At 71.3% G+C, this 20,332-nt stretch carries 20 protein-coding genes; 15 read left to right on the forward strand and 5 right to left on the reverse strand.

All coding sequences use genetic code 11. From position 1 onward, the window contains the following. Positions 1 to 56 precede the first annotated feature (56 nt). The 6 genes from C4T78_RS04095 to gad are packed head-to-tail and all read left to right on the forward strand — an operon-like array spanning position 57 to position 8,033. Positions 57 to 1,220 carry an ADP-ribosylglycohydrolase family protein gene (locus C4T78_RS04095; protein ID WP_093347069.1) on the forward strand — a complete coding sequence of 388 codons (1,164 nt, stop codon included), beginning with the start codon at positions 57 to 59 and terminating at the stop codon, positions 1,218 to 1,220. Further along, the gene (locus C4T78_RS04100) at positions 1,217 to 2,560 is read left to right on the forward strand and encodes an ADP-ribosylglycohydrolase family protein (RefSeq protein ID WP_093347066.1); all 1,344 of its coding nucleotides are present in this window, start codon (positions 1,217 to 1,219) and stop codon (positions 2,558 to 2,560) included. The genes C4T78_RS04095 and C4T78_RS04100 overlap by 4 nt, the downstream gene beginning before the upstream one ends. After that, on the forward strand, positions 2,557 to 4,536 hold the full coding sequence (locus C4T78_RS04105) for an SUMF1/EgtB/PvdO family nonheme iron enzyme (protein ID WP_093347062.1): 1,980 nt from the start codon (positions 2,557 to 2,559) through the stop codon (positions 4,534 to 4,536). The genes C4T78_RS04100 and C4T78_RS04105 overlap by 4 nt, the downstream gene beginning before the upstream one ends. Then, complete coding sequence (locus C4T78_RS04110; RefSeq protein ID WP_093347059.1) at positions 4,533 to 5,741, forward strand: CaiB/BaiF CoA transferase family protein; 1,209 nt, start codon at positions 4,533 to 4,535, stop codon at positions 5,739 to 5,741. Before C4T78_RS04105 ends, C4T78_RS04110 begins: the two co-directional genes overlap by 4 nt. Then, the gene (locus tag C4T78_RS04115; RefSeq protein WP_093347055.1) at positions 5,738 to 6,568 is read left to right on the forward strand and encodes an HpcH/HpaI aldolase/citrate lyase family protein; all 831 of its coding nucleotides are present in this window, start codon (positions 5,738 to 5,740) and stop codon (positions 6,566 to 6,568) included. Before C4T78_RS04110 ends, C4T78_RS04115 begins: the two co-directional genes overlap by 4 nt. A 43-nt stretch (positions 6,569 to 6,611) precedes the next feature. Further along, positions 6,612 to 8,033: a glutamate decarboxylase gene (gene gad / locus C4T78_RS04120; RefSeq protein WP_093347052.1), complete on the forward strand. Its 1,422-nt coding sequence runs from the start codon at positions 6,612 to 6,614 to the stop codon at positions 8,031 to 8,033. A gap of 4 nt (positions 8,034 to 8,037) precedes the next feature. Here the strand turns inward: gad and C4T78_RS04125 are convergent, their stop codons facing one another. Beyond that, entirely contained in the window at positions 8,038 to 8,781 is a 744-nt protein-coding gene (locus C4T78_RS04125) for an SGNH/GDSL hydrolase family protein (RefSeq protein ID WP_235863035.1), read from the reverse strand. Between the two features lie 112 nt (positions 8,782 to 8,893). Between C4T78_RS04125 and C4T78_RS04130 the strand changes: the two genes are divergently transcribed. Genes C4T78_RS04130 through C4T78_RS04140 form a run of 3 tightly spaced genes read left to right on the forward strand, consistent with a single transcriptional unit; the run spans position 8,894 to position 11,447 of the window. Beyond that, a complete protein-coding gene (locus C4T78_RS04130; RefSeq protein WP_093347046.1) occupies positions 8,894 to 9,568 on the forward strand; it encodes a response regulator in 675 nt (224 codons plus the stop codon). Continuing rightward, positions 9,565 to 10,977: an ATP-binding protein gene (locus C4T78_RS04135; RefSeq protein WP_093347043.1), complete on the forward strand. Its 1,413-nt coding sequence runs from the start codon at positions 9,565 to 9,567 to the stop codon at positions 10,975 to 10,977. The genes C4T78_RS04130 and C4T78_RS04135 overlap by 4 nt, the downstream gene beginning before the upstream one ends. Continuing rightward, positions 10,974 to 11,447, forward strand: a complete 474-nt coding sequence (locus tag C4T78_RS04140; RefSeq protein WP_093347040.1) for a hypothetical protein — start codon at positions 10,974 to 10,976, stop codon at positions 11,445 to 11,447. The genes C4T78_RS04135 and C4T78_RS04140 overlap by 4 nt, the downstream gene beginning before the upstream one ends. Here the strand turns inward: C4T78_RS04140 and C4T78_RS04145 are convergent, their stop codons facing one another. After that, on the reverse strand, positions 11,448 to 12,650 hold the full coding sequence (locus tag C4T78_RS04145; protein ID WP_093347037.1) for an acyltransferase family protein: 1,203 nt from the start codon (positions 12,648 to 12,650) through the stop codon (positions 11,448 to 11,450). It lies immediately after the preceding gene. A gap of 267 nt (positions 12,651 to 12,917) precedes the next feature. On the opposite strand from C4T78_RS04145, the gene C4T78_RS04150 reads away from it, so the two are divergent. The 5 genes from C4T78_RS04150 to C4T78_RS04170 all read left to right on the forward strand — a co-directional run bounded on the left by C4T78_RS04150 (position 12,918) and on the right by C4T78_RS04170 (position 17,710). After that, entirely contained in the window at positions 12,918 to 13,661 is a 744-nt protein-coding gene (locus C4T78_RS04150) for an IclR family transcriptional regulator (RefSeq protein WP_177247400.1), read from the forward strand. Next, on the forward strand, positions 13,658 to 14,608 hold the full coding sequence (gene hutG, locus C4T78_RS04155; protein WP_093347030.1) for a formimidoylglutamase: 951 nt from the start codon (positions 13,658 to 13,660) through the stop codon (positions 14,606 to 14,608). Before C4T78_RS04150 ends, hutG begins: the two co-directional genes overlap by 4 nt. A 1-nt stretch (position 14,609) precedes the next feature. Beyond that, a complete protein-coding gene (locus C4T78_RS04160) occupies positions 14,610 to 16,106 on the forward strand; it encodes an ABC transporter substrate-binding protein/permease (protein ID WP_093347027.1) in 1,497 nt (498 codons plus the stop codon). Continuing rightward, entirely contained in the window at positions 16,106 to 16,837 is a 732-nt protein-coding gene (locus C4T78_RS04165; protein ID WP_093347025.1) for an amino acid ABC transporter ATP-binding protein, read from the forward strand. Before C4T78_RS04160 ends, C4T78_RS04165 begins: the two co-directional genes overlap by 1 nt. Before the next feature lie 162 nt (positions 16,838 to 16,999). Then, the gene (locus tag C4T78_RS04170; protein ID WP_093347023.1) at positions 17,000 to 17,710 is read left to right on the forward strand and encodes a GTP pyrophosphokinase; all 711 of its coding nucleotides are present in this window, start codon (positions 17,000 to 17,002) and stop codon (positions 17,708 to 17,710) included. A gap of 100 nt (positions 17,711 to 17,810) precedes the next feature. On the opposite strand, the gene C4T78_RS35950 is transcribed toward C4T78_RS04170, so the two are convergent. Together C4T78_RS35950 and C4T78_RS37385 are read right to left on the reverse strand one after the other, a co-directional pair. Then, positions 17,811 to 18,008, reverse strand: a complete 198-nt coding sequence (locus C4T78_RS35950; protein ID WP_143185731.1) for a hypothetical protein — start codon at positions 18,006 to 18,008, stop codon at positions 17,811 to 17,813. Beyond that, positions 18,005 to 18,088 carry a TetR family transcriptional regulator gene (locus tag C4T78_RS37385; protein WP_093347020.1) on the reverse strand — a complete coding sequence of 28 codons (84 nt, stop codon included), beginning with the start codon at positions 18,086 to 18,088 and terminating at the stop codon, positions 18,005 to 18,007. Before C4T78_RS37385 ends, C4T78_RS35950 begins: the two co-directional genes overlap by 4 nt. 324 nt (positions 18,089 to 18,412) lie before the next feature. Between C4T78_RS37385 and C4T78_RS04180 the strand changes: the two genes are divergently transcribed. Next, positions 18,413 to 18,775 carry an SH3 domain-containing protein gene (locus tag C4T78_RS04180; RefSeq protein WP_093347018.1) on the forward strand — a complete coding sequence of 121 codons (363 nt, stop codon included), beginning with the start codon at positions 18,413 to 18,415 and terminating at the stop codon, positions 18,773 to 18,775. 237 nt (positions 18,776 to 19,012) lie between these two features. Here C4T78_RS04180 and C4T78_RS04185 read toward each other — a convergent pair whose 3' ends face one another. Further along, on the reverse strand, positions 19,013 to 20,176 hold the full coding sequence (locus C4T78_RS04185) for a winged helix DNA-binding domain-containing protein (protein ID WP_093347015.1): 1,164 nt from the start codon (positions 20,174 to 20,176) through the stop codon (positions 19,013 to 19,015). Between the last annotated feature and the right edge of the window lie 156 nt (positions 20,177 to 20,332).

A 20,332-nucleotide genomic window follows, 5' to 3' on the forward strand; every position in this document is an offset into this window, starting at 1 on the left:
CGGACAACCGAGCGCGGGCGAGCGGCCCGCGCGGGACGAGGAAGGGACCGGATCCGGTGACCTGGCTGGAGGACCGCGCGGTCGCGGTGATCACCGGCGCGGCGGTGGGCGATGCCCTCGGCGGCGCTACGGAGGGGTGGACGCCGGAGCAGATCGAGGAACGGCACGGCGGCCGGGTGACCGGCATCGTCGGCCCGTGGTACCCGAACTGGCGCGACGCGCGCCCCATCGCCCCGTACCACAAGGGCGACGGGCACATCACCGACGACACCCTGATGACCTGCGCGCTCGTCGAGGTGTACGCCAAGCGCCGCGCCCACCTCGACGCCTACGCGATGGCCGAGGACCTCGTCCCGCTGATGATCGGCGAGCCCCGGTGGGTGCCCGAGCTGGAGGCCTCCGCGCTGCTGCTGCAGCGGGTCTTCCTCGCGGAGAAGTGGATCGTCACCAAGCTCCACTACGGACACGCCGATCCGCGCGAGGCGGGCGCGGGCAACGTCGTCAACTGCGGTGCCGCGATGTACATCGCGCCGGTCGGGATCGCCAACGCCGGTGACCCGCGCGGTGCGTACGCCGAGGCGATCGACCTCACCGGCGCGCACCAGTCGAGCTACGGCCGGGAAGCCGCCGGAGTGCTGGCCGCGATGGTGGCTGCCTCGGTCGCACCCGGTGCCGGACTCGACGACGTGGTCGAAGCGGCTCTCTCGGTCGCGCACGACGGGACGGCCGCTGCTCTGCGCGCCGTCGTAGACGCGTTCTCGGATTCCACCCCGCCGACCGACGACGAGCAGGAACGCGCGCTCGCGCGCCGCGTCCGCGAGGTCGTCGCCCCGTTCGACTCGGTGGGACCGCACTACCGGCAGATGTCGATGGACGCCCGGCGACCGTCCCGGACGAAGTCGATCGAGGAGCTGCCCGCCGCGCTCGGGCTCGTGCTCGGCCACCGGGGCGACTACCGCGGCTCGGTGCTGGCCTCGGTCAACTACGGCCGCGACGCCGACTCGATCGCCTCGATGGCGGGCGCCATCTGCGCGGGCCTCGGCGGCACCGCCGTCGTGCCCGCGGAGTGGGTGGACGCGATCGACGAGGCCAGTCGCACGGATCTGCGCGCGACCGGGCGGCTGATGGCTTCGGCCGCGACCGACATCCTCCGCGCCGACCGGGAACGAGCGCTCGCGCGCGTGGCCGGCATCGGTGCCGCGATCGGAGAAGAGGCATGAGGCTCACCTGGGCGCAGCCGGAGGACCTGCTCGCCCACGAGCTGGTGCAGTCCGCGGCGGAGGGCAAGGACGTCACCGGGATCCGCGACCGGTGGGTCGCCGCCGGTGGCGACGCCGTTCCCGCGGTGAGCGGGGCCAGCGCCGACCCGGCCACGCCGTCGATGCGTTCGCTGGCACGCGCGCTGCTCGACGAGCTCGACGCCATCGCCGCCGCACCGGCACCGGATGAGCCCGACGACTGGGAGGCGATCCTCGCGCTGCTCCCGCCCGCACCGGACCTGCCCGGGCCGACGCGGGAACGGGCGCTCGGGGCGTGGACCGGTCGCGCGGCGGGCTGCCTGCTCGGCAAGCCGGTCGAGAAGATCCCGCGGCAGGGCATCGAGGAGATCCTGCGGGCGACCGGGCGCTGGCCGCTGACCCGGTACTTCACCGCCGTCGGACTCCCCCGCGACGTCGCGCAGCGCTGGCCGTGGAACCGGCGCTCCGCGGGCACCTCGCTGGAGGAGAACATCGCCGGGATGCCCGAGGACGACGACCTCAACTACCCGATGCTGGCGCTGGCCCTGCTCGAACGGCACGGCCGCGCGTTCACCACCGACGACGTCGCGCAGCTCTGGCTGGACAACCTCCCCGCCGGACGCGTGTTCACCGCGGAGCGCGCCGCCTACCGCAACATCCTCGACGCCCGGCCCGTGCCTGGGACGGCGACGCACCACAACCCCTTCCGCGAGTGGATCGGCGCGCTCATCCGCACCGACGTCTTCGGCTGGGTGACGCCGGGTGATGTGCGCGCAGCCGCGCGGCTGGCCTGGACCGACGCGCGGTTGAGCCACACGCGCAACGGTGTCTACGGGGCGATGTGGGCGGCCGCCCTCGCCTCCGCGGCGATGGTGTGCGATTCCGCGGAGGAAGTCCTGGACGCGGCGGAGGCGGTCGTCCCGCCGGACAGCCGCCTCGCCCGGGCGGTCCGGTTCGGCCGCGCGGTGGCGGCGGAGCCCGATGTGCGCACCGGGCTCGACCGCCTGCACGCGGAGTACGGGCACCTGCACTGGGTGCACGTGCTCAACAACGCGGCGGTCATCGCCTACGCGCTGGCCAAGGGCCGGGGCGAGTTCGGGCCGAGCGTGTCGCTCGCCGTGCTGGCGGGCTGGGACACCGACTCCGCGGCGGCGACGGTCGGCGGAGTCGTCGGAGCCCTGCGCGGCGTGGAGGGCATCGGCGAGCAGTGGACCGCACCGCTCGACGGGCGCATCGCGACCTCGCTGCCCGGCGGCGAGCAGCGCATCGCCGACCTCGCTGAACGCACCGCCGCGCTCTCGACCGGAGGAAAGGCACGATGACCTACGCGTTCGACCCGCTCGTTCCCCGCCCGATCGACCGGCAGACCGACGTGCCGGTGACCGGATCGCCGGATGCCGAGCTGCTCGACGAGGCCAAGATCTTCGCCGGGCCGTCCGATCCCGCGGAGCGGCCCGCGTGGCGGCGGCTCCTGCACGAGTGGCGCGACGACGCCCGCAACCGCCACGACTACACCGGCGCCGCCTACGACCGCCCGGCGGCGGCCTGGGCGATGCGCTGCTACAGCGTCGCCCAGGTGTGGCTGTGGGACGAGCTGCTCTACTCGTTCGAGGACCGCCGGTTCACGCCGGAGCGCTTCATCGCCGACGCGCGCGAGCGCTTCGGCGGGCTGGACGCGGTCGTGCTGTGGCACGCCTACCCGATCATCGGGCTCGACGAGCGCAACCAGTGGGACTTCTACCGCGATGTGCCCGGCCTGTCCCGGCTCGTCGAGGCCCTGCACGACGCGGGGCTGCACGTGTTCGTCGACTACAACCCGTGGGACGTCGGCACCCGGCGCGGCGAGGACGATCTGACCGAGCTCGCCGCGCTCGTCGCCGACCTCGACGCCGACGGCGTCTTCCTCGACACCCTCAAGAAGGCGGAACCGGAGTTCGTCGCGCGCCTCGAACGGGCCCGCCCCGGGATCGTGCTCGAAGGCGAGTCCAAGCTGCCCGTCGAGCGCATCGAGGACCACTCGTGCTCGTGGGCGCAGTTCTTCGCGGACTCGGCCGTGCCAGGAGTGCTGCGCGCCCACTGGTACGAGCGGCGGCACATGCAGCACCACGTTCGCCGCTGGCACCGCGACCACACCGAGGAGCTGCACTCGGCGTGGCTCAACGGCGTCGGCGTCATGGTGTGGGAGGTGGTGTTCGGCGTCTGGGTCGGCTGGTCGCGCCGGGATGCGGCGACCGTGCGACGCATGGTCACCGTCCAGCGCGCGGTCGGCGACCTGCTGCTCGGCGGTGAGTGGACGCCGCTCGCGGAACTCACCGACGAGGCCGAGGCCGCGGGGGTGTACGCGTCCCGCTGGGAGCTGGGCGGGCTGACGCTGTGGACGGTCGTCAACCGCGGCGAAGAGGATTACCCGGGGCCCGTGGTCCGCGCGTCCGATGGCGGCAGGCTGATCGATCTCTTCGGTGACGGCGTCGTGCCGGGGCGGGGCATCGGCGCGCTGCTGCACATCGCCCCGGGCGCCGCCGAACCGGCGTGGCTGCCTGAGCTGCTCGAAGCGCTGCGCGGCATGCCCCACGATCCGGATGCGCGCTTCCCGCACCGCCTCGCGATCCGCCGCACGCCGGAACCGAGCACAGGTGCGGCCGAACCGGGCGCCGTCGTCGTGCCGGCCGGGCCGTACGTGCTGACCGTGCGCTACCGCGCGCGCGAGACGGGCATGTACCAGGGCGCTCCCTACGTCGACGAGTGGAAGCCGCTTCCGCCCAGGCTGCACGATGCGCGGACGCTGCAACGGGACGGCGAGCTCGCCGCGCCCGTCGCGGTCGCCGCCAGCGAGGTGACGAACGCGCAGTTCGCCGAGTTCCTCGAAGCCACGGGCTACCGGCCCGCCGAGCCGCACCGGTTCCTCGCGCACTGGGCCGACGGCCGTCCGTCCGCACCGGACGAACCGGTGACCTTCGTCGACCTCGACGACGCGCGCGCCTACTGCGCCTGGCGCGGCGGTCGGCTGCCCACCGAGGACGAATGGCAGCTCGCCGGCGAGACGGGCCTGTTGCGGCGCGGCGAGCCGGCCGTGTGGAACTGGACCGAGAGCGAGCACTCCGACGGCCGGACGCGGTTCGTGATGCTCAAGGGCGGCTGCGACTACCGCGCCGAGGGCGCCGACTGGTACGTGGAGGGCGGGCGGCGGGATCCGGCCTACAGCGTGAAGCTGCTGCTCCCGGGGCTCGGGCTCGCCCGCAGCGCGACGGTCGGCTTCCGCTGCGCCTGGGACTTGTCCACTGTGGAGGAGGTCCGATGACAGTATCCCGCGATCCCTCGGCGGGCGCCCTCGCCGGATTGCGCGTCGTCGACGCGTCCACGCTCTTCGCCGGGCCGATGGCCGCCATGCACCTCGGCGACATGGGTGCCGAGGTGATCAAGGTCGAGCACCCGGCCAAGCCCGATCCCTCGCGCACGCACGGCGTCGCGAAGGACGGCGTCAACCTGTGGTGGAAGACGCTGGGCCGGAACAAGCGCACGGTCACCGCCGACCTCGCCGACGAGGGCGGCCGCGAGGTGTTCCTCGCGCTCGCCGCGACCGCGGACGTGGTGATCGAGAACTTCCGGCCCGGAACCCTCGAGCGGTGGGGCCTCGGCTACGAAGAGCTGTCGGCCCGCAACCCGGGGCTGGTGCTCGCCCGAGTCACCGGGTTCGGGCAGCTCGGCCCCTACCGGACGCGGCCCGGCTTCGGCACGCTGGCCGAGGCGATGAGCGGGTTCGCCGCGACGACCGGTGAACCCGACGGCCCGCCGACGCTCCCGCCCTTCGGCCTCGCCGACGGCGTCGCCTCGCTCGCCACGGCTTTCGCGATCATGGTGGCGCTGTCCAGCCGCGAGCAGCGCGGACGGGGCCAGGTGGTGGACGTGGCGATCATCGAACCGATCCTCGCGATGCTCGGCCCGCAGATCACCCGCTGGGACCAGCTGCGCACCGTCCAGCCGCGCACGGGCAACCGCTCGACCAACAACGCGCCGCGCAACACCTACCGCACCAGCGACGGCCACTGGGTCGCCGTTTCCACTTCGGCGCAATCGGTCGCCGAGCGGGTCGTGCGGCTCGTCGGCCGGCCCGATCTCGTGGAGCAACCGTGGTTCGCCAGCGGCGCCGACCGCGCGCGGCACGCCGACGAGCTCGACGAGGCCGTGGGAGCGTGGATCGCCCAGCGCACGCGCGAGGAGGTCGTCGCCGCGTTCGAGGCGGCGCAGGCCGCGATCGCACCGATCTACGACGCCGCCGACATCGTGGCCGACCCGCAGTTCCGCGCGCTGGGCACGATCCACGAGATCACCGACCCCGAGCTGGGGCCGACGCTGATGCAGGGCCCGCTGTTCAGGCTGTCCGGCAACGACGGCGTCATCGGCTTCACCGGCCGCCCGCACGGCGCCGACACCGGCGAAGTGCTCGCCGAGCTCGGGTTCACCCCGGAGCGGATCGCCGAACTGCGCGCCCGGGGGGCGGTATGAGCCAAGCGCCTCCCCCGCTGACCCTGCTGTACGTGCCCGCCGACCGGCCGGACCGGGTGACCAAGGCGCTCGCCTCGAACGCCGACGTCGTGCTCGTGGACCTCGAAGACGCGGTCGCCCCGGCGCGCAAGGACGAAGCTCGCGCGAACGCGCTGCGACTGCTCGCCGATGCGCCCACCGACCGCCCCGTGCAAGTGCGCATCAACCACCCGAGCACGCCATGGCACGACGACGACGTCGCCGCGCTCGCCGACCTGCCGCTCGCCGTGGGCGTCCGTGTTCCCAAGGTCGAGGCGGCCGAGGAAGTCCGGAGGCTCGCAGCCGCGCTGCCGGACCGAGCGCTGCACCTGCTCATCGAGTCGGCGCTCGGTGTCGAACACGCCCTGGACATCGCCACGGCCGCGCCGCAGGTGGCATCGATCGGGCTCGGCGAGGCCGACCTGCGCTCGGACCTGCACGTGGCCGACGAAACGGGCCTTTCGTGGGCCCGCAGCCGAGTGGTCGTCGCGGCCCGCGCAGCACGCCTGCCACCACCGGTCATGTCGGCCTACCCGAACGTCCGCGACCTGGAAGGCCTGGCGCAGTCGTGCCGGACCGGCCGAGCCCTCGGCTTCCGCGGCCGCACCGCGATCCACCCGGCCCAACTGCCCACGATCCGAACAGCCTTCCTCCCGACGGCCGAAGAAGTGGAACGGGCCCGCGAGGTCATCGCCCGCCTGGACGGAGCGACGGCAGCAGGAGTCGGCGCCCTCGCCCTCCCGGACGGCACCTTCCTCGACGTGGCAATGCTCGAACAAGCCCGCACCGTCCTCGCCCTCGCCACCTGACGCGCGCTGCGGGTGGCGGGTGGCTGTCCTAGCGTTGGCAGGCATGACCGCACGGAGCCGGGGGCATCGCCGCAGCCGGGATTCCCGCCGGGAGCACCTGTCGATCAATCCGGTGTTCGTCGCCGAACCGGCTCAGGTGCCGCGCAACCGGCTGCCCGCGCGGGCGCTCGACCCCGACGTGGCCTACCAGGTCGTGCACGACGAGCTGATGCTCGACGGCAACGCTCGGCTCAACCTGGCCACGTTCGTCACCAGCTGGATGGAGCCGCAGGCCGATCGGTTGATGGCGGAGTGCTTCGACAAGAACATGATCGACAAGGACGAGTATCCGCGCACGGCCGCGCTGGAGCAGCGCTGCGTGCGGATGCTCGCGGACCTGTGGCACGCACCCGAACCCGAGTCCACCATCGGCTGCTCCACCACGGGTTCCAGCGAGGCGTGCATGCTGGCCGGGTTGGCGCTCAAACGCCGTTGGCAGCACGCCCGGCGCGCGGCCGGGCGTCCAGCCGACCGGCCGAACATCGTGATGGGCGCCAACGTCCAGGTCTGCTGGGAGAAGTTCGCCGACTACTGGGAAGTCGAGGCGCGGCTGGTGCCGATGGAAGGTGAGCGCTTCCACCTCGACGCCGCCGAAGCCGTCGCCCGCTGCGACGAGAACACCATCGGAGTGGTGGCGGTGCTGGGCTCCACCTTCGACGGCAGCTACGAACCGGTGGCCGAGATCTGCGCCGCGCTGGACCGGTTGTCCGCCGAGCGCGGCTGGGACCTCCCGGTGCACGTCGACGGCGCCTCCGGGGCGATGATCGCACCGTTCTGCGACCCCGGCCTGCACTGGGACTTCCGGCTGCCGCGGGTCGCCTCGATCAACACCTCCGGGCACAAGTACGGACTGGTCTACCCGGGTGTGGGCTGGGTGGTGTGGCGGGAGGCCGCTGCGCTGCCGCAGGACCTCGTCTTCGACGTCGACTACCTCGGCGGCAGCATGCCGACGTTCGCGCTGAACTTCTCCCGGCCGGGCGGGCAGGTGGTCGCGCAGTACTACGCGTTCCTGCGGCTGGGCTTCGAGGGCTTCCGCCGGGTCCAGCAGAACTGCCGGGACGTGGCGACCTCGCTGGCCGACCGGATCGCAGGGCTGGGACCGTTCCGGCTGCTCACCCGGGGAGACCAGCTACCGGTGTTCGCCTTCACGCTGCGCGAGGAGGTCACCGGCTACTCCGTCTTCGACGTGTCGGCGCACCTGCGGGAGCGCGGTTGGCTGGTCCCGGCTTACGCGTTCCCGGCCAACCGCACCGACCTCTCGGTGCTGCGGATCGTGGTCCGCAACGGCTTCACCCACGACCTCGCCGACCTCCTGGCCGGAGACCTCGAACGCTGCCTCGCGGAGCTGCGGCGCCAGCCCGAACCGGTGCGCGGCGCGGAGCACAGCTCGTTCGCGCACGGCACGGGCAGCGCGCAGCGGGGCTGAGCGGTCAGCAGCCCTTGAAGCGGGTGTCCGCTGCCCAGCCGGTGTTGGCCCAGGTCTGCGGGGCCGCCGGGGTGAAGCCTGGGTACTGCTCGGCCAGCTCGCCGAGCAGCCAGTTGCTGAAGCGGGCCGCGCCCTGCGGGCAGGTGTGGATGCCGTCGTCGCTGCGGTCGGGCTTGCCGTCCTTGATCTGCTGGTAGGTACTGCCCCACACCTCGCCGGCGTCGAGCACGCGGGCCCGGCCCGCCGAACCCGCCGCGACCGCTCGGGCGGCCTCGGGTGCGCGGTCCAGGTCGGCCACGTGCGGCTCGTAGAAGTCGTCGGGCTCGATCGGCGGCATCGTGACGAAGAGCAGTTCCGCGCCGATCCCGGTCACGGTGGTCAGCAGCTTTTCGTAGGCGGCCTGCTGCTCCTGCGGACTGCCCCAGTCGTAGGACGTGATCTGGTAGACGACCACGCCGGGTTCCGCGGAGCGGAGCTTGCCGTGCAGCTCCTTCCACTGCTCGTCGGCGAACGGTCCGACGACGTTCCCGCCGCCGTCGGAGGCCAGCGACTGGAACTCGACCCCGCTGGCCTCGAACGCCGCGGCCAGGGGCAACGCCTCCCCCGCCGCGACGGAGTCGCCGAGGAGGACCACCTTGGGCAGTGCCCGGTCGTCGGCACCGGCAGGCGCTCCGGTCGTGGTGGCGCAGGCGGTGGTCAGCAGGAACAGCCCGGTCAGGCCGAGGACGAGATTTCGCGTCTTGCTCATGGCTTCGACGGTGCCGTCGCCGTGTCCCAGCACCTCCGCCGCCATGTCGCGGTCGTGTCGCAGGAACCCGCCGCAGCAGCCGGTGGCGGTCGGCGTTGTCGATAATGGACCGGTGGCGTCGATTCTGCTGATCGAAGACGATCCCCTGGTCCGGCGGGGACTCCAGCTCGCGCTGTCCAGGCACGGTCACGACGTCCGCACCGCGGACACCGGCGAGGACGGGCTGCGCGAGTTCGGCTCGGCCACGCCCGACCTGGTGGTGCTCGACCTGATGTTGCCGGTCGTCGACGGGTTCGAGGTGTGCCGTCGCATCCGGGCCGCCGGCGACGTACCGGTGATCGTGCTGACGGCACGCGGTGACGACTTCGACGTCGTCACCGGCTTGGAGGCGGGCGCGGACGACTACGTCGTCAAGCCGGTGCAGCCCACCGTGCTCGACGCGCGGATCCGCGCGGTGCTGCGCCGCAGCACCGGCGCCCAGGACGGCGTGCGGGTCCACCGCGATCTCCGCATCGACACCGCCTCGCTGACGGTGTCGTCGCGCGGCGAACCGGTGTCGCTGACGCCGACCGAGCTGCGCCTGCTGCTGACCCTGTCCCAGGCCCCTGGCCAGGTGTTCAGCAGGCAACAACTGCTGGAGCAGGTGTGGGAGCACGACTACCTCGGTGACTCCCGGCTGGTCGACAACTGCGTGCAGCGGCTGCGGGCGAAGATCGAGGCCAGTCCGGCGACCCCGGAGTACGTGCAGACCGTGCGCGGGTTCGGCTACCGGTTCGGACCGGTGTGACCCGGCGGCTGTGGCCGCGCGGGCTGCGCGCCCGGCTGCTGGCCGCCTTCGCGCTGGTTACCGTGCTCGGTGCCGCCGCGGCGGCCTGGTCCAGCGCCGGATCGGCGAGCACCGCGCTGGTCACCTCGACCGAGCAGCGGCTGACCGAGACCGTCGTCGGCCAGATCGCTCCGATCGCTCCCCAGCTGACCTATCCGCCGGACCAGGGCGCGCTCGATCGGCTGCGCGCGGCCGTCGGCGCGAACGCGCTGGTGACCTACCAGGACCTGCGGTCCGCGGACGGCGCCGGGCCCGAGCTGGTCACCGATGCGCTGCGCACCGCGGTACGCGTCCAGAACCGGCTGGTCACGCAGCGGATCATCGCCGAGGGCAGGCCGTGGCTGCTGGTCGGCACGCCGATCGTGATCACCGCTGTCGATGGTGCGCGCATCCCGTCGGGCATCGAGGTCTACACCGCCCGCGACCTCACCGATGTCGACCAGCAGATCGACGCCCTCGCCTGGCAGGCGGTCATCACCGCAGCGCTGGCGCTGCCGCTGGCGGTGCTGCTGGCAGTGCTGGCGGCGGGCAGCGTGCTGCGCCCGGTGCGCGAACTCCGCGACACCGCCCGCCGGCTGGCCGACGGCGAGCTCGATGCGCGGACCTCGCCCCAGGGCGCCGACGAGCTGGCCGAGCTCACCGTCACCGTCAACGAGATGGCCGAATCGGTGCAGACGTCGATGGCCGCGATGCAGCGGATGCAAGCCGACGCCAAGAGGTTCGCCGCCGACGTCTCGCACGAGCTGCGCACCCCGCTGACCACGCTGACGGCGGTGGTGGAGGTGCTGGCGACGACCGCCGACGGGATGGACGCCGACGCCCGGGAGTCCGCGCAGCTGGCGATCACCGAAACGCACCGGCTGGTTCAGCTCGTGGAGGACCTGATGGAGGTCTCCCGCTTCGACGCCGGAACCGCGCACCTGCGGGTGGAGGAGATCGACGTGGTCGGCGCCGTGCGGGACTGCCTGCGCGCCCGCGGCTGGCTGGAGCGGGTCGACCTGGTGGCGCCGGACGAGGTCCTGCTGCGCGCGGACCGGCGACGGCTGGACGTCATCGTGGCCAACCTGGTCGGGAACGCGCTGCGGCACGGTGAACCGCCGGTGCGCGTGCGCATCTCGGCGTCCTGCGAGCAGGCGCGGATCGAGGTCACCGACGCCGGGCCCGGGTTGCCCGAAAGCGCGTTGCCGCACGTGTTCGACCGCTTCTACAAGGCCGACGCCGCGCGCACCCGCACCCCGGGCAGCGGGCTCGGACTGGCGATCGCACTGGAGAACGCCCGGCTGCACGGCGGCGATCTCAGCGCGGGCAACGCCGACGGTGGCGGTGCGCGGTTCGTGCTGCGACTGCCGCGTGACTTGGAGGAGTTGTGAAGCGGATCTGGTTGCTGGCAGCGGTCTTGCTGCTCGCGGGTTGCGGCGTCCAGCCCTCCGAAGTCACCGCGGGCAGGCCGGCCCCGACCGGGGTGGCACCCGGGGTGACGCTGTACTTCGTCGATTCCCGGGGCGAGCTCCGCCCGAACCTGCGGCTCACCGACCGGCTGGGCACGATCTCGGAGGCCATGTCGCTGCTGCTGGCGGGCCCCGGCGGGTCGGGCCTGCACACCGAGATCGCGGCAACCGGGGTGACGCGGGTCCAAGTGGTCACCACTCCGGGCCTGATCCGGCTCGGCGTGCCGCTGACGATCGGCGAGGTGACTCCGCGGGGCATCGACCAGCTGGTGTGCACCGCGCTGGGCGTCCACGTGCAGAGCGGCGGATCGCGGAACGAGAAGGTGCAGGTCCACTTCGTCCAACCCACCCCGGAGTCCGACGAGCGGCGGACCTGCCCGCTGATCAGGTGATCAGCCCAGTCTCGTGATGTCGATGACGGCCGGAGCCGGCGCGGGCAGCACCAGCCACAGCACCGCGAGCCCGATCATCACCGCTGCGAACACGAGCAAGCCGCTTCGCCCCGCTGCCCACCTGGCGCGGAACCGGATCGGGTCCTCGACCAGGTACTTCGACAGCGCGGCCAAGCCGATGGACACCGCGAACACCAGCACCGTCCGGGCCCACTCGCCGAGTCCCGGCAACTGCGGTCCGAGCAGCACGATGACCGGCCAGTGCCACAGGTAGAGGCTGTAGGAGATCAGCCCCAGCCAGCGCAGCGGCCGCCAGGCGAGGCCCTTGGCGACCAGCGCCTGCGGTGCCTGCGCGCACAGCCTGATCAGCAGCGCGGCGGCCAGCGAGTGCACGAAGAGCCCACCGGTGAACAGCCACCGCGAATCCACCCCGTCGGCCAGGAGCCACATCGCGCCGATCCCGGTCAGCAGCAGCGCCATCACGGCGCCCGCCGATCGACCGACCGCACGGGCCAGCACGGCTTGCACCGGTCGGGTGGCGGCCAAGGCGCCCAGCAGCAATGAGAACGCCCTGGTGTCGGTGCCGGTGTAGACGCGGGTCGGATCCGCCGGGTCGGCGAGCACGACCATCAGCACCAGTGAGACGGCGGAAACCGAGGCCGCGGCCACCGCGACCCGGCGGCCGACCCGCCCGCGCCGGGCGATGACCAGCACCAGCACCGGCCAGACCAGGTAGAACTGCTCCTCGACCGCGATGCTCCACAGGTGCTCGAAGACCCGGTCGGGCCCGAACCGGTCCCAATAGCCGGCCGACTCCGCGAGCAGGTGCCAGTTGAGCAGGTTCAGCTGGACCCACGGACCGTCCGAGAGCGTCGTCCGCACCACGTCCGGCGAGCCCACCGCCCACACGAGCACCGCGACCGCCGTCAGCATCACCACCAGCGCAGGCAGCAACCGGCGGATCCGCCGCCCCCAGAAGGCGACCAGCGACACCGCCCCCGTCGTCGCGATCTCCCGCAGCAGCAGACCGGTGATGAGGTAACCGGACAGCGCGAAGAACAGATCCACCCCGAGGAAACCACCGGACAGGTGGCCGGTGTGGAACAACAGCACCCCGAGGATCGAAATCCCCCGCAACCCGTCCAGCGCGGGCAGGTGCGCACCGCTCACCCCAGCGGTCTTGATCGGCTGAACCTGCGTCATGGAGCCGACTTTGCCGACCCCATGTCGAAACACCGTCCACGTCACGTCCCAGCCCTGTCGCAACATCCGGACCGTCCACTGTGGCGAGGCGTGAGTCGCGAGAAGAGCGCTTGTGCGCGGCGTTCCGTGGTCGAGCCGACACTGTCGGCCATCTCGCTTCGCCACCGACCGCTCCTCTCCGCATCCGCCCGAACACTGGGAATCACATTCCCATTCACTGGGAGAAATGACTGGGCAGCCGCACGTCGCCGACGTACTGTCCCCGCCGTGACCAGCGCGGAAACGAACCGGAAAGCCGGTGGACGGGCAGCGCGGATCCTGGCGGTGTTCGCCGAGCAGGAGAGCGCGACGGCGGAGGAGATCTCCGCCAGCACCGGCATTCCCTCCAGCGCCGTGTACCGGCACCTGACCGCGTTCGTCGAAATCGGACTGGTGCACCAGGGACGCACGCGCGGCCGCTACTGCGCCGGATCGCTGACGGTGCAGATGGCCGAGAACTACCGGCGGGAAGTGCTCAACCAGGGCGGGGTGCGGGCTCGCCTCCGGCGGCTGGCGACCGACACCGACGAACTCGCCGCGTTCCTCATCGCCCGCGACAACGACGTGCTCTGCATCGAAGCCGCCGAGGGAACACGGGTCATCCGCTGCAGCTTCTCGCCCGGGCTGAGCAAGCCGCTCACCTTCGGAGCCAGCGCCCAAGCCCTGCTCGCGCACCTGCCCGGGGACCGGGTCTCGCGGGCCGCCGCGGCGCACGGGCTGACCACCGCGCAGGCCGAGAAGTTGGCGAGCGACCTGCGGCGCGTTCGGGACCAGGGCTTCGCGGTGAGCGTCGGCCAGGTCGATCCAGGCGTGTGGGGCGTGAGCGTGCCCGTGCTGGGCCGCAACCACGACCTCGTCGGCGTGGTCAGCACGATGGCCCCCGATTTCCGCGTCCGGGCACGGCGTGAGTCCCTCATAACGCTCACTCACGCCGCAGCGCAGGACATCAGCAGACTGGAGGCGCACACGTGAGCACATCCGCTCCCGAGTGGACCGGGCGCACCGACGGACCCGGACCAGAACATCGCAGGTGGCACAGCGCGATCAACGAATCACCCGGTGCCACCGGGGTTTCGCTGATCGGGTTTCCCAGCGACATCGGAGTCCGCCGCAACGGTGGCCGACCGGGGGCGCAAGCAGGCCCGGGCGCGATCCGCGCTGCGCTGGGTTCGTTCGCGATCCAGCCGGAGAGCGTCGTGCACGACGCAGGCGACGTCGCGGTCAGCGGTGATGCTCTCGAAGCGGCGCAGGACGGCCTCGCCGAAGCCGTCGCGGCGCAGCTGGGCGCCGGGAACCTCCCGTTCGTGCTCGGCGGTGGGCACGAAACGGCCTACGGTTCCTACCTCGGGCTCGCGCGGAGCGGCCTGCTCGACGGGCGGCGCCTGGGCGTGCTCAACCTCGATGCGCACTTCGACCTCCGGCAAGCCGATCGCGCGACCTCCGGCACCCCGTTCCGGCAGATCGCCGCCGGGGAGGCCGAGCGCGGCGCCGACTTCACCTACGCGGTCATCGGAATCAGCCAGCCGAGCAACACCGCCGCGCTGTTCACCACGGCGGCCGAGCTCGGCGTCCGCCACCTGCTGGACCTCGACTGCCAGGAACGGCACGTCGAGGACGTCGTCGAATTCGTCCGGGCCTTCACCGCGGACGTCGACGTGCTGTACCTGTCGATCGATCTCGACGTGCTCCCCGCCGCGCAGGCGCCCGGGGTCAGCGCCCCCTCGACCCTCGGCGTACCCGCCGGTGTCGTCATCGAAGTGTGCCGGCTGGTCGGCAACGACCCGAAGCTCGTCCTGGCCGACATCACCGAGCTGAACCCCACCTACGACATCGACAACCGCACCGCTCGGGTCGCGGCCCGCCTCGTGCACACGATCGCGATGAGCGCTGCCGACCGATCTGTCCTGGAAGGACGCTGAGATGCCCCGTCAGCGGATCCGGGGGCGGCTGATGACCGCGCTCCTCGCCGGTCTGGCCGCCTGCCTGCTCGTGTTCGCGCCCGCGAACGCGGCGACCGCGCAAGAACCTCCCCCCTCCGACAAGCTCGCAGCGCTGCGGTCCGGTCAGCTCGCGCTGCGGGTCGGCACCGACGCCACCTTCCCGCCGTTCGAGTTCACCGACGCCGCGGGAGATCAGCTCGGCTTCGACGTCGACCTGGTCCGGGCGCTGGCCGCGCGGGCCGGGATCAAGAACGTCGAGTTCGTCCAGATGCCGTTCGGCAACATCGTTCCCGCGCTGCAGGCCGACCAGATCGACGTGGGCGCCTCGGCGATCTACATCAGCGCCGAACGCGCCAAAGCCGTCGACTTCACCGACGTCTACTACCCCGGCGGCCTCGCCATCTTCACCAACGAGAAGGACGACTCGATCTCCTCGCTCGAAGATCTGGCGGGCAAGCGGGTCGCCGTCCAAGTGGGCACGAAGTCCGTCGAGTGGCTCAAGCAGCACCAACCCGCCGCGCAGCTGATCACGGTCCAGACCAACGAGCAGATGTTCTCGTCGGCGCGGCTGGGGCAGGCCGACGCCGTCGTGACCGGCGCCCCCGGCGGGAAGTACTTCATCGCCCAGCAGGGCGGTCTCAAGCAGGTCGGTGACCGCTTGACCGAGGAGAACTACGGCTACGCCTTCCAGAAGGCCGATGCGGACCTGCGGAACGCGTTCAACGCCGCGCTCAAGCAGATGCACGACGACGGCTCGTACCACCAGATCACCGACAAGTGGTTCGGCGCGGAGGCCACCGCCGCCAAGCCGGCCGAACGCCCCCTGTTCAACGTCGCCACCATCGTCGAGTCCTCGGGGCAGATCTGGCAGGGCCTGCTCGTCAGCCTCCAGGTCATCCTCAGCGCGCTGGTGCTGAGCCTGCTGCTCGGCACCATCGGCGGCTTCGCCAAGCTCAGCCGGATCACACCGCTCAGGTGGCTGGGCACCGCCTACGTCTCGGTGATCCGCGGCACGCCGTTCGTGGTCCAGCTGTTCTTCATCTACTTCGGACTTCCCCAGCTCGGGCTGCAACTCCCACCGATGGCCGCCGGGATCATCGCCCTCGGGCTCTACAGCGGTTCGTACGTGACCGAGATCTTCCGCGGTGCCGTGCAGTCCGTCGACCGCGGTCAGCTGGAGGCGTCGCGGTCGTGCGGGATGTCGCACGCCTCGGCCATGCGCCACGTGGTCATCCCGCAGGCGTTCCTGCGCATGCTCCCGCCGCTGGGCAACGAGTTCGTCTCGATGACGAAGAACTCGGCGCTGGTGTCCTTCGTGACCATCCACGAGCTCTTCCTGGTGGGGCAGACGATCATCTCCCGCACGTTCGACGCGCTGACGGTCTACCTGTTCATCGGGCTGCTCTACTACCTGATCACCAACCTCATCGGTTTCGCGACGAGCACCATCGAGAAGAAGATGGCGGTGTACATCTGATGGCACTACTCGAAGTCAAGGACCTGACCAAGAGCTACGGCGATGCCGAGGTGCTGCGCGGGATCGACTTCACCGTCGAGCCCGGCCAGGTGGTCGCGGTGATCGGCCCCAGCGGCGGCGGCAAGTCCACCTTCCTGCGCTGCCTCAACCTGCTGGAGACCCCGACCTCCGGCAGCGTGCGCTTCGACGGCGAGGAGCTGACCGGCAGCGGTGTCGACCTCGACCGGCTGCGCTCCCGGATGGGCATGGTGTTCCAGCACTTCAACCTGTTCCCCAACATGACGGCGCTGCGAAACGTCGTGCTGCCGCAGGTGAACGTGCTCAAGAGGTCGAAGGCCGAGGCCGAGGCGAAGGCGCGCGCCCTGCTGGAGCGCGTCGGCATGCTCGAACGCGCCGAGGCCTATCCGAACCGGCTCTCCGGCGGGCAGAAGCAGCGCGTGGCGATCGTCCGCGCCGCCGCGATGGACCCGAAGCTGATGCTCTTCGACGAACCGACCTCCGCGCTGGACCCCGAGGTCGTCCAGGACGTGCTCGACATCATGTCCGAGCTCGCCGACGACGGCATGACCATGGTCGTCGTCACGCACGAGATGGGCTTCGCCCGCAAGGTCGCCGACCGCGTCGTCTTCGTCGACGACGGGCACATCGTCGCCGACCTCCCGCCGGACGAGTTCTTCGCCGACAGCAACACCCACCCCCGCATCCGGACCTTCCTGGACAAGGTCCTCTGATCGGCCCGAACCGGATTGAAGCCGTCGCTGCGACCAGCGGCGACGGCTTCGCTCCGCGGCCACCGAGCCCCGCCCGCAGGTTCCCGGCCGCCCGCGCCCGGGTCCGCGCGGCCCGTTCGGCCTAGTCTGGAGTCGAGCAGTCCGGGAGTAGTAGGAGCGTCGATGAGTTTTGAGGTCAGGTCAGCGCGCGGCAGCTCCCGCCGATGGCCGTACCCGCAGGTCAACGCCCTCGAACAGCTCAGCGACACCGAACGCGACGACGCACTGGCGTTCATGCGCCGGACCGGCGACCTGCTGATGATGCACAAGTTCGGCGTCGACGAGCTCATGACCAAGCTGCGGATCTGGAGCGAGGAGTTCGACTACTCCCACGAGCACGATCCGATCGAGCACATCACCTCGCGGATCAAGCGCCCGGAAGCGATCGCGGCCAAGCTGGCCCGGCGCGGGCTGCCGGTCAGCCCGGAGTCGGCGCGCGAGAACCTCACCGACATCGCCGGCGTGCGCGTGGTGTGCCCGTTCGTCTCCGACGTCTACCTCCTCCGCGACGTCATCCGCCAGCACCAGATCGAGATCGTGCAGACCAAGGACTACATCGCCGAGCCGAAGCCGAACGGCTACCGCAGCCTGCACCTGATCATCAAGATGCCCGTGCACCTGTCCAACCGCACCGAGCTGGTCGCCGTCGAGCTCCAGCTGCGCACCATCGCGATGGACTTCTGGGCCGCCGTCGAGCACGAGCTGCTCTACAAGAGCGGGGGCGAGGTGCCGGAGAACTTCGCCGCCGAGCTCAAATCCGCGGCCGAGACCGCAGCCGGGCTCGACGCCCAGATGGCCTCGCTGCACGAGCTCAGCGAGAGGGCGTCCGACTAGAGCTGCGTTCGAGCGGCGCCGTCGAGGAAGGCGGTGGTCGCGGCGGCGCTGACCTGTTCGACGCCCTGACCACCGCGAATGGACAGCTTGATCAAGGACGTCACCGATGCCGAGGAACGTGGCGGGCAGCGCTTCCGCATCGAGGTCGTCGCAGCGTGCCGTCCGCCTCGCCCCGGACCAGCAGAGCGCGGATCGGCTCCACGATCCGCGTTTCGACGGCCCGGGCGTCCACGAGACCGGGCGGCAGCTCCGCCAGCGCGACGTACTTGCGCCCCGTCGTGACGATGGCGCGACTCAACCGCGCGATCCCCTCCCGGGCCGGAAGTAGCGGTAGAGCGTTGCGCGACCGGCACCGGCCGCGGTGGCGATCTCGGTCATGCTGGCGTCGCGGCAAGTACCGCAGAATCACCCCGCTCCAGCGTCACCGGAGCCCTCGTGACCGCACCATCGCCACCGTCATGGCCGTCTTGAGCGCTGCGACCGCCTGCACGTGCTCGACACATCTTGCAGAGCAAGGGAATTCGCCCACCCACCCAACCGAGCGAGACACCTGCCGCGCAACAGGATCGCAACGCCGAGATCCGCGATCGACAGAGCAGCAGGGGTGGGTGAACAGCGGCGGCTGAAGTTGGCTCGCCGCATCAGCGCGTGCTTCCCTTACCTGGAATCCCTTCCACAGCAACGAATATGAGGAGAATACGGATGTTCCGACGAAGCAGGATCGCCGCCGTGGTCGCCTTCGCGGCCGGACTGCTGGGAGGGTCGTTCTCCCCGGCTCACGCCCAGGCACCCGTGCCCGCTCCCGGACACTTCACCGCGGACGGGGTGTACATCCACGCCGAACCCCGCCTCAACTCCCCCAGACTCGGCGAGGGCTTCAAGAACCAACCCGTGGACGTGCACTGCTACGCGCGAGGGGACGTGGTGGGCGACACCGACTTCTGGTACTACCTGACCGACCAGGCCACCAACGTAACGGGCTATTCCACGGCGACGTTGGTCATGCTGAACGGCCAAAGCGTGCCCCCTTGCCCTCGCGCCCTCTCTCCCACGCAATCCTGGTGAGGCTTCTTTCGCCTGGTGGCAACAGATCCCGCGCAACTCACCGGCATGCTCCGAAGCGACTGGCCGCGGCTTCTTTGGAGCGACGAGGGCGCTCTTCGGCGGACGGTGGGCTGAGCAGTTATAGTCCTAAAAGGACATATTGACGCGTCGACGACAGGCGCTCCGCCGTGGAACGCGCCACCAGCGGCAAGTTCCGCAGAATCAGCTCCCGCCGCCGACTGTCCCACGGCGGCCGTATCACGCCGTGCGGAGTTGCTTTTCCAGCGGTGTCGGGAAGGACGGGACCACCGGGATTCCGTTCAGGCGGGGCTGCAGCGCACGGGCGGCTTCCTGCACCGCACCGGCCGCCGCCGTGCCGCGATCGACCAGCAGGCTGGTGGCGATCTCCCCGTCCGGGCGCACCGCCCAGCCCCCGATGACCTCACCACCCCACCAGATCGTCGGACCGATGTTCCCGTTGCGGTCGAACAGGGGCCGGGAGTCCTCGGGCAGGTACCAGTCGCGTTCCTTCCAGCCCATGGGCGTGGGATCGAGCGCGGGCAGCAGCGCGGCGGTCGGGGCTGCGGGCTCGTCGGCCGCGGTGTCGTCGGCCATGACCAGCCCGCAGCCGACGTCGACGGTGTCCAGCGCGGCGAGGGCCTTCCTGGTGGCTCCGAGCGTCCAGCCCGTCCACCACTGGACGTCGGCGACGGTGGCCGGGCCGAAGCGCCGCAGGTACTGCTCGACCAGGCGGGCCTTGGCGTCCGGCAGCTCGGGGATTCCCCGCGGCCACCAGCTCGACGCCGGTTCCCAGGTGTGCGCGCGGGAGGTCCACGAGCCGCGCGGTTGCGCGCGGACCATCCGGCCCTCGGCCGCCATCATCACCAGGACGTTCGTGGTGATGTTGCGCTTCACGTCCCACTTCTTGCCCGACGTCGGCAGCAGAGCGGTCCGCAGCCGGGGCTCGTCGGCGGACAGCTGCGCCGCGGTGGCCGAACCGCGCTCCGCCAGCGCCTGTTCCACCGACGACTCCACCGATCGCAGCCACCCCTCGACATCGGCGGGCAGCTCCGGATCGGTGGGAATCGTGGTGAGTTGCTGGATCAGCCGTTTGCGCTGCCGGTCGGCGACCTCCAGCGACGCGGCGTTGTGCACCACCGGCACCAGATCGGTCGGCACCACGAACAGCGTGCGGCGCATCGCCAGCATCCGGACCAGCTCGCGGTCGTCGTACATGACCTTGGCGACATCCTCGAGCGACGCCGACGGGCAGCGGGCGAGCACCGACAGGAAGACCGTTGCCGGGTCCGTCGCGTGCAGCACCACCACGTCTGCCGCCGCCCGCACCGGGTCGCTCGCCGTCCCGGCGAGGTGCTGCCGGGCGACCAGCCGGGCCCGCCGCTGTTCAATGTCAAACCGCACGACGCCATTGCTACCAGCAGGCACCGACACGCGACGAGCTGACCCGGCATCCCCGATCGGTTGATGGCGACCGCGAGCTGCGGCAACTGCTCGGCGCGCAGCTGCGGCAGAGCGACCTGCCGGACACGCTCGAGGTCGGCGCCCAGTTCCGCAGGC

The sequence above is a fragment of the Saccharopolyspora kobensis genome, from assembly GCF_900108315.1.
Taxonomy (GTDB): domain Bacteria; phylum Actinomycetota; class Actinomycetes; order Mycobacteriales; family Pseudonocardiaceae; genus Saccharopolyspora; species Saccharopolyspora kobensis.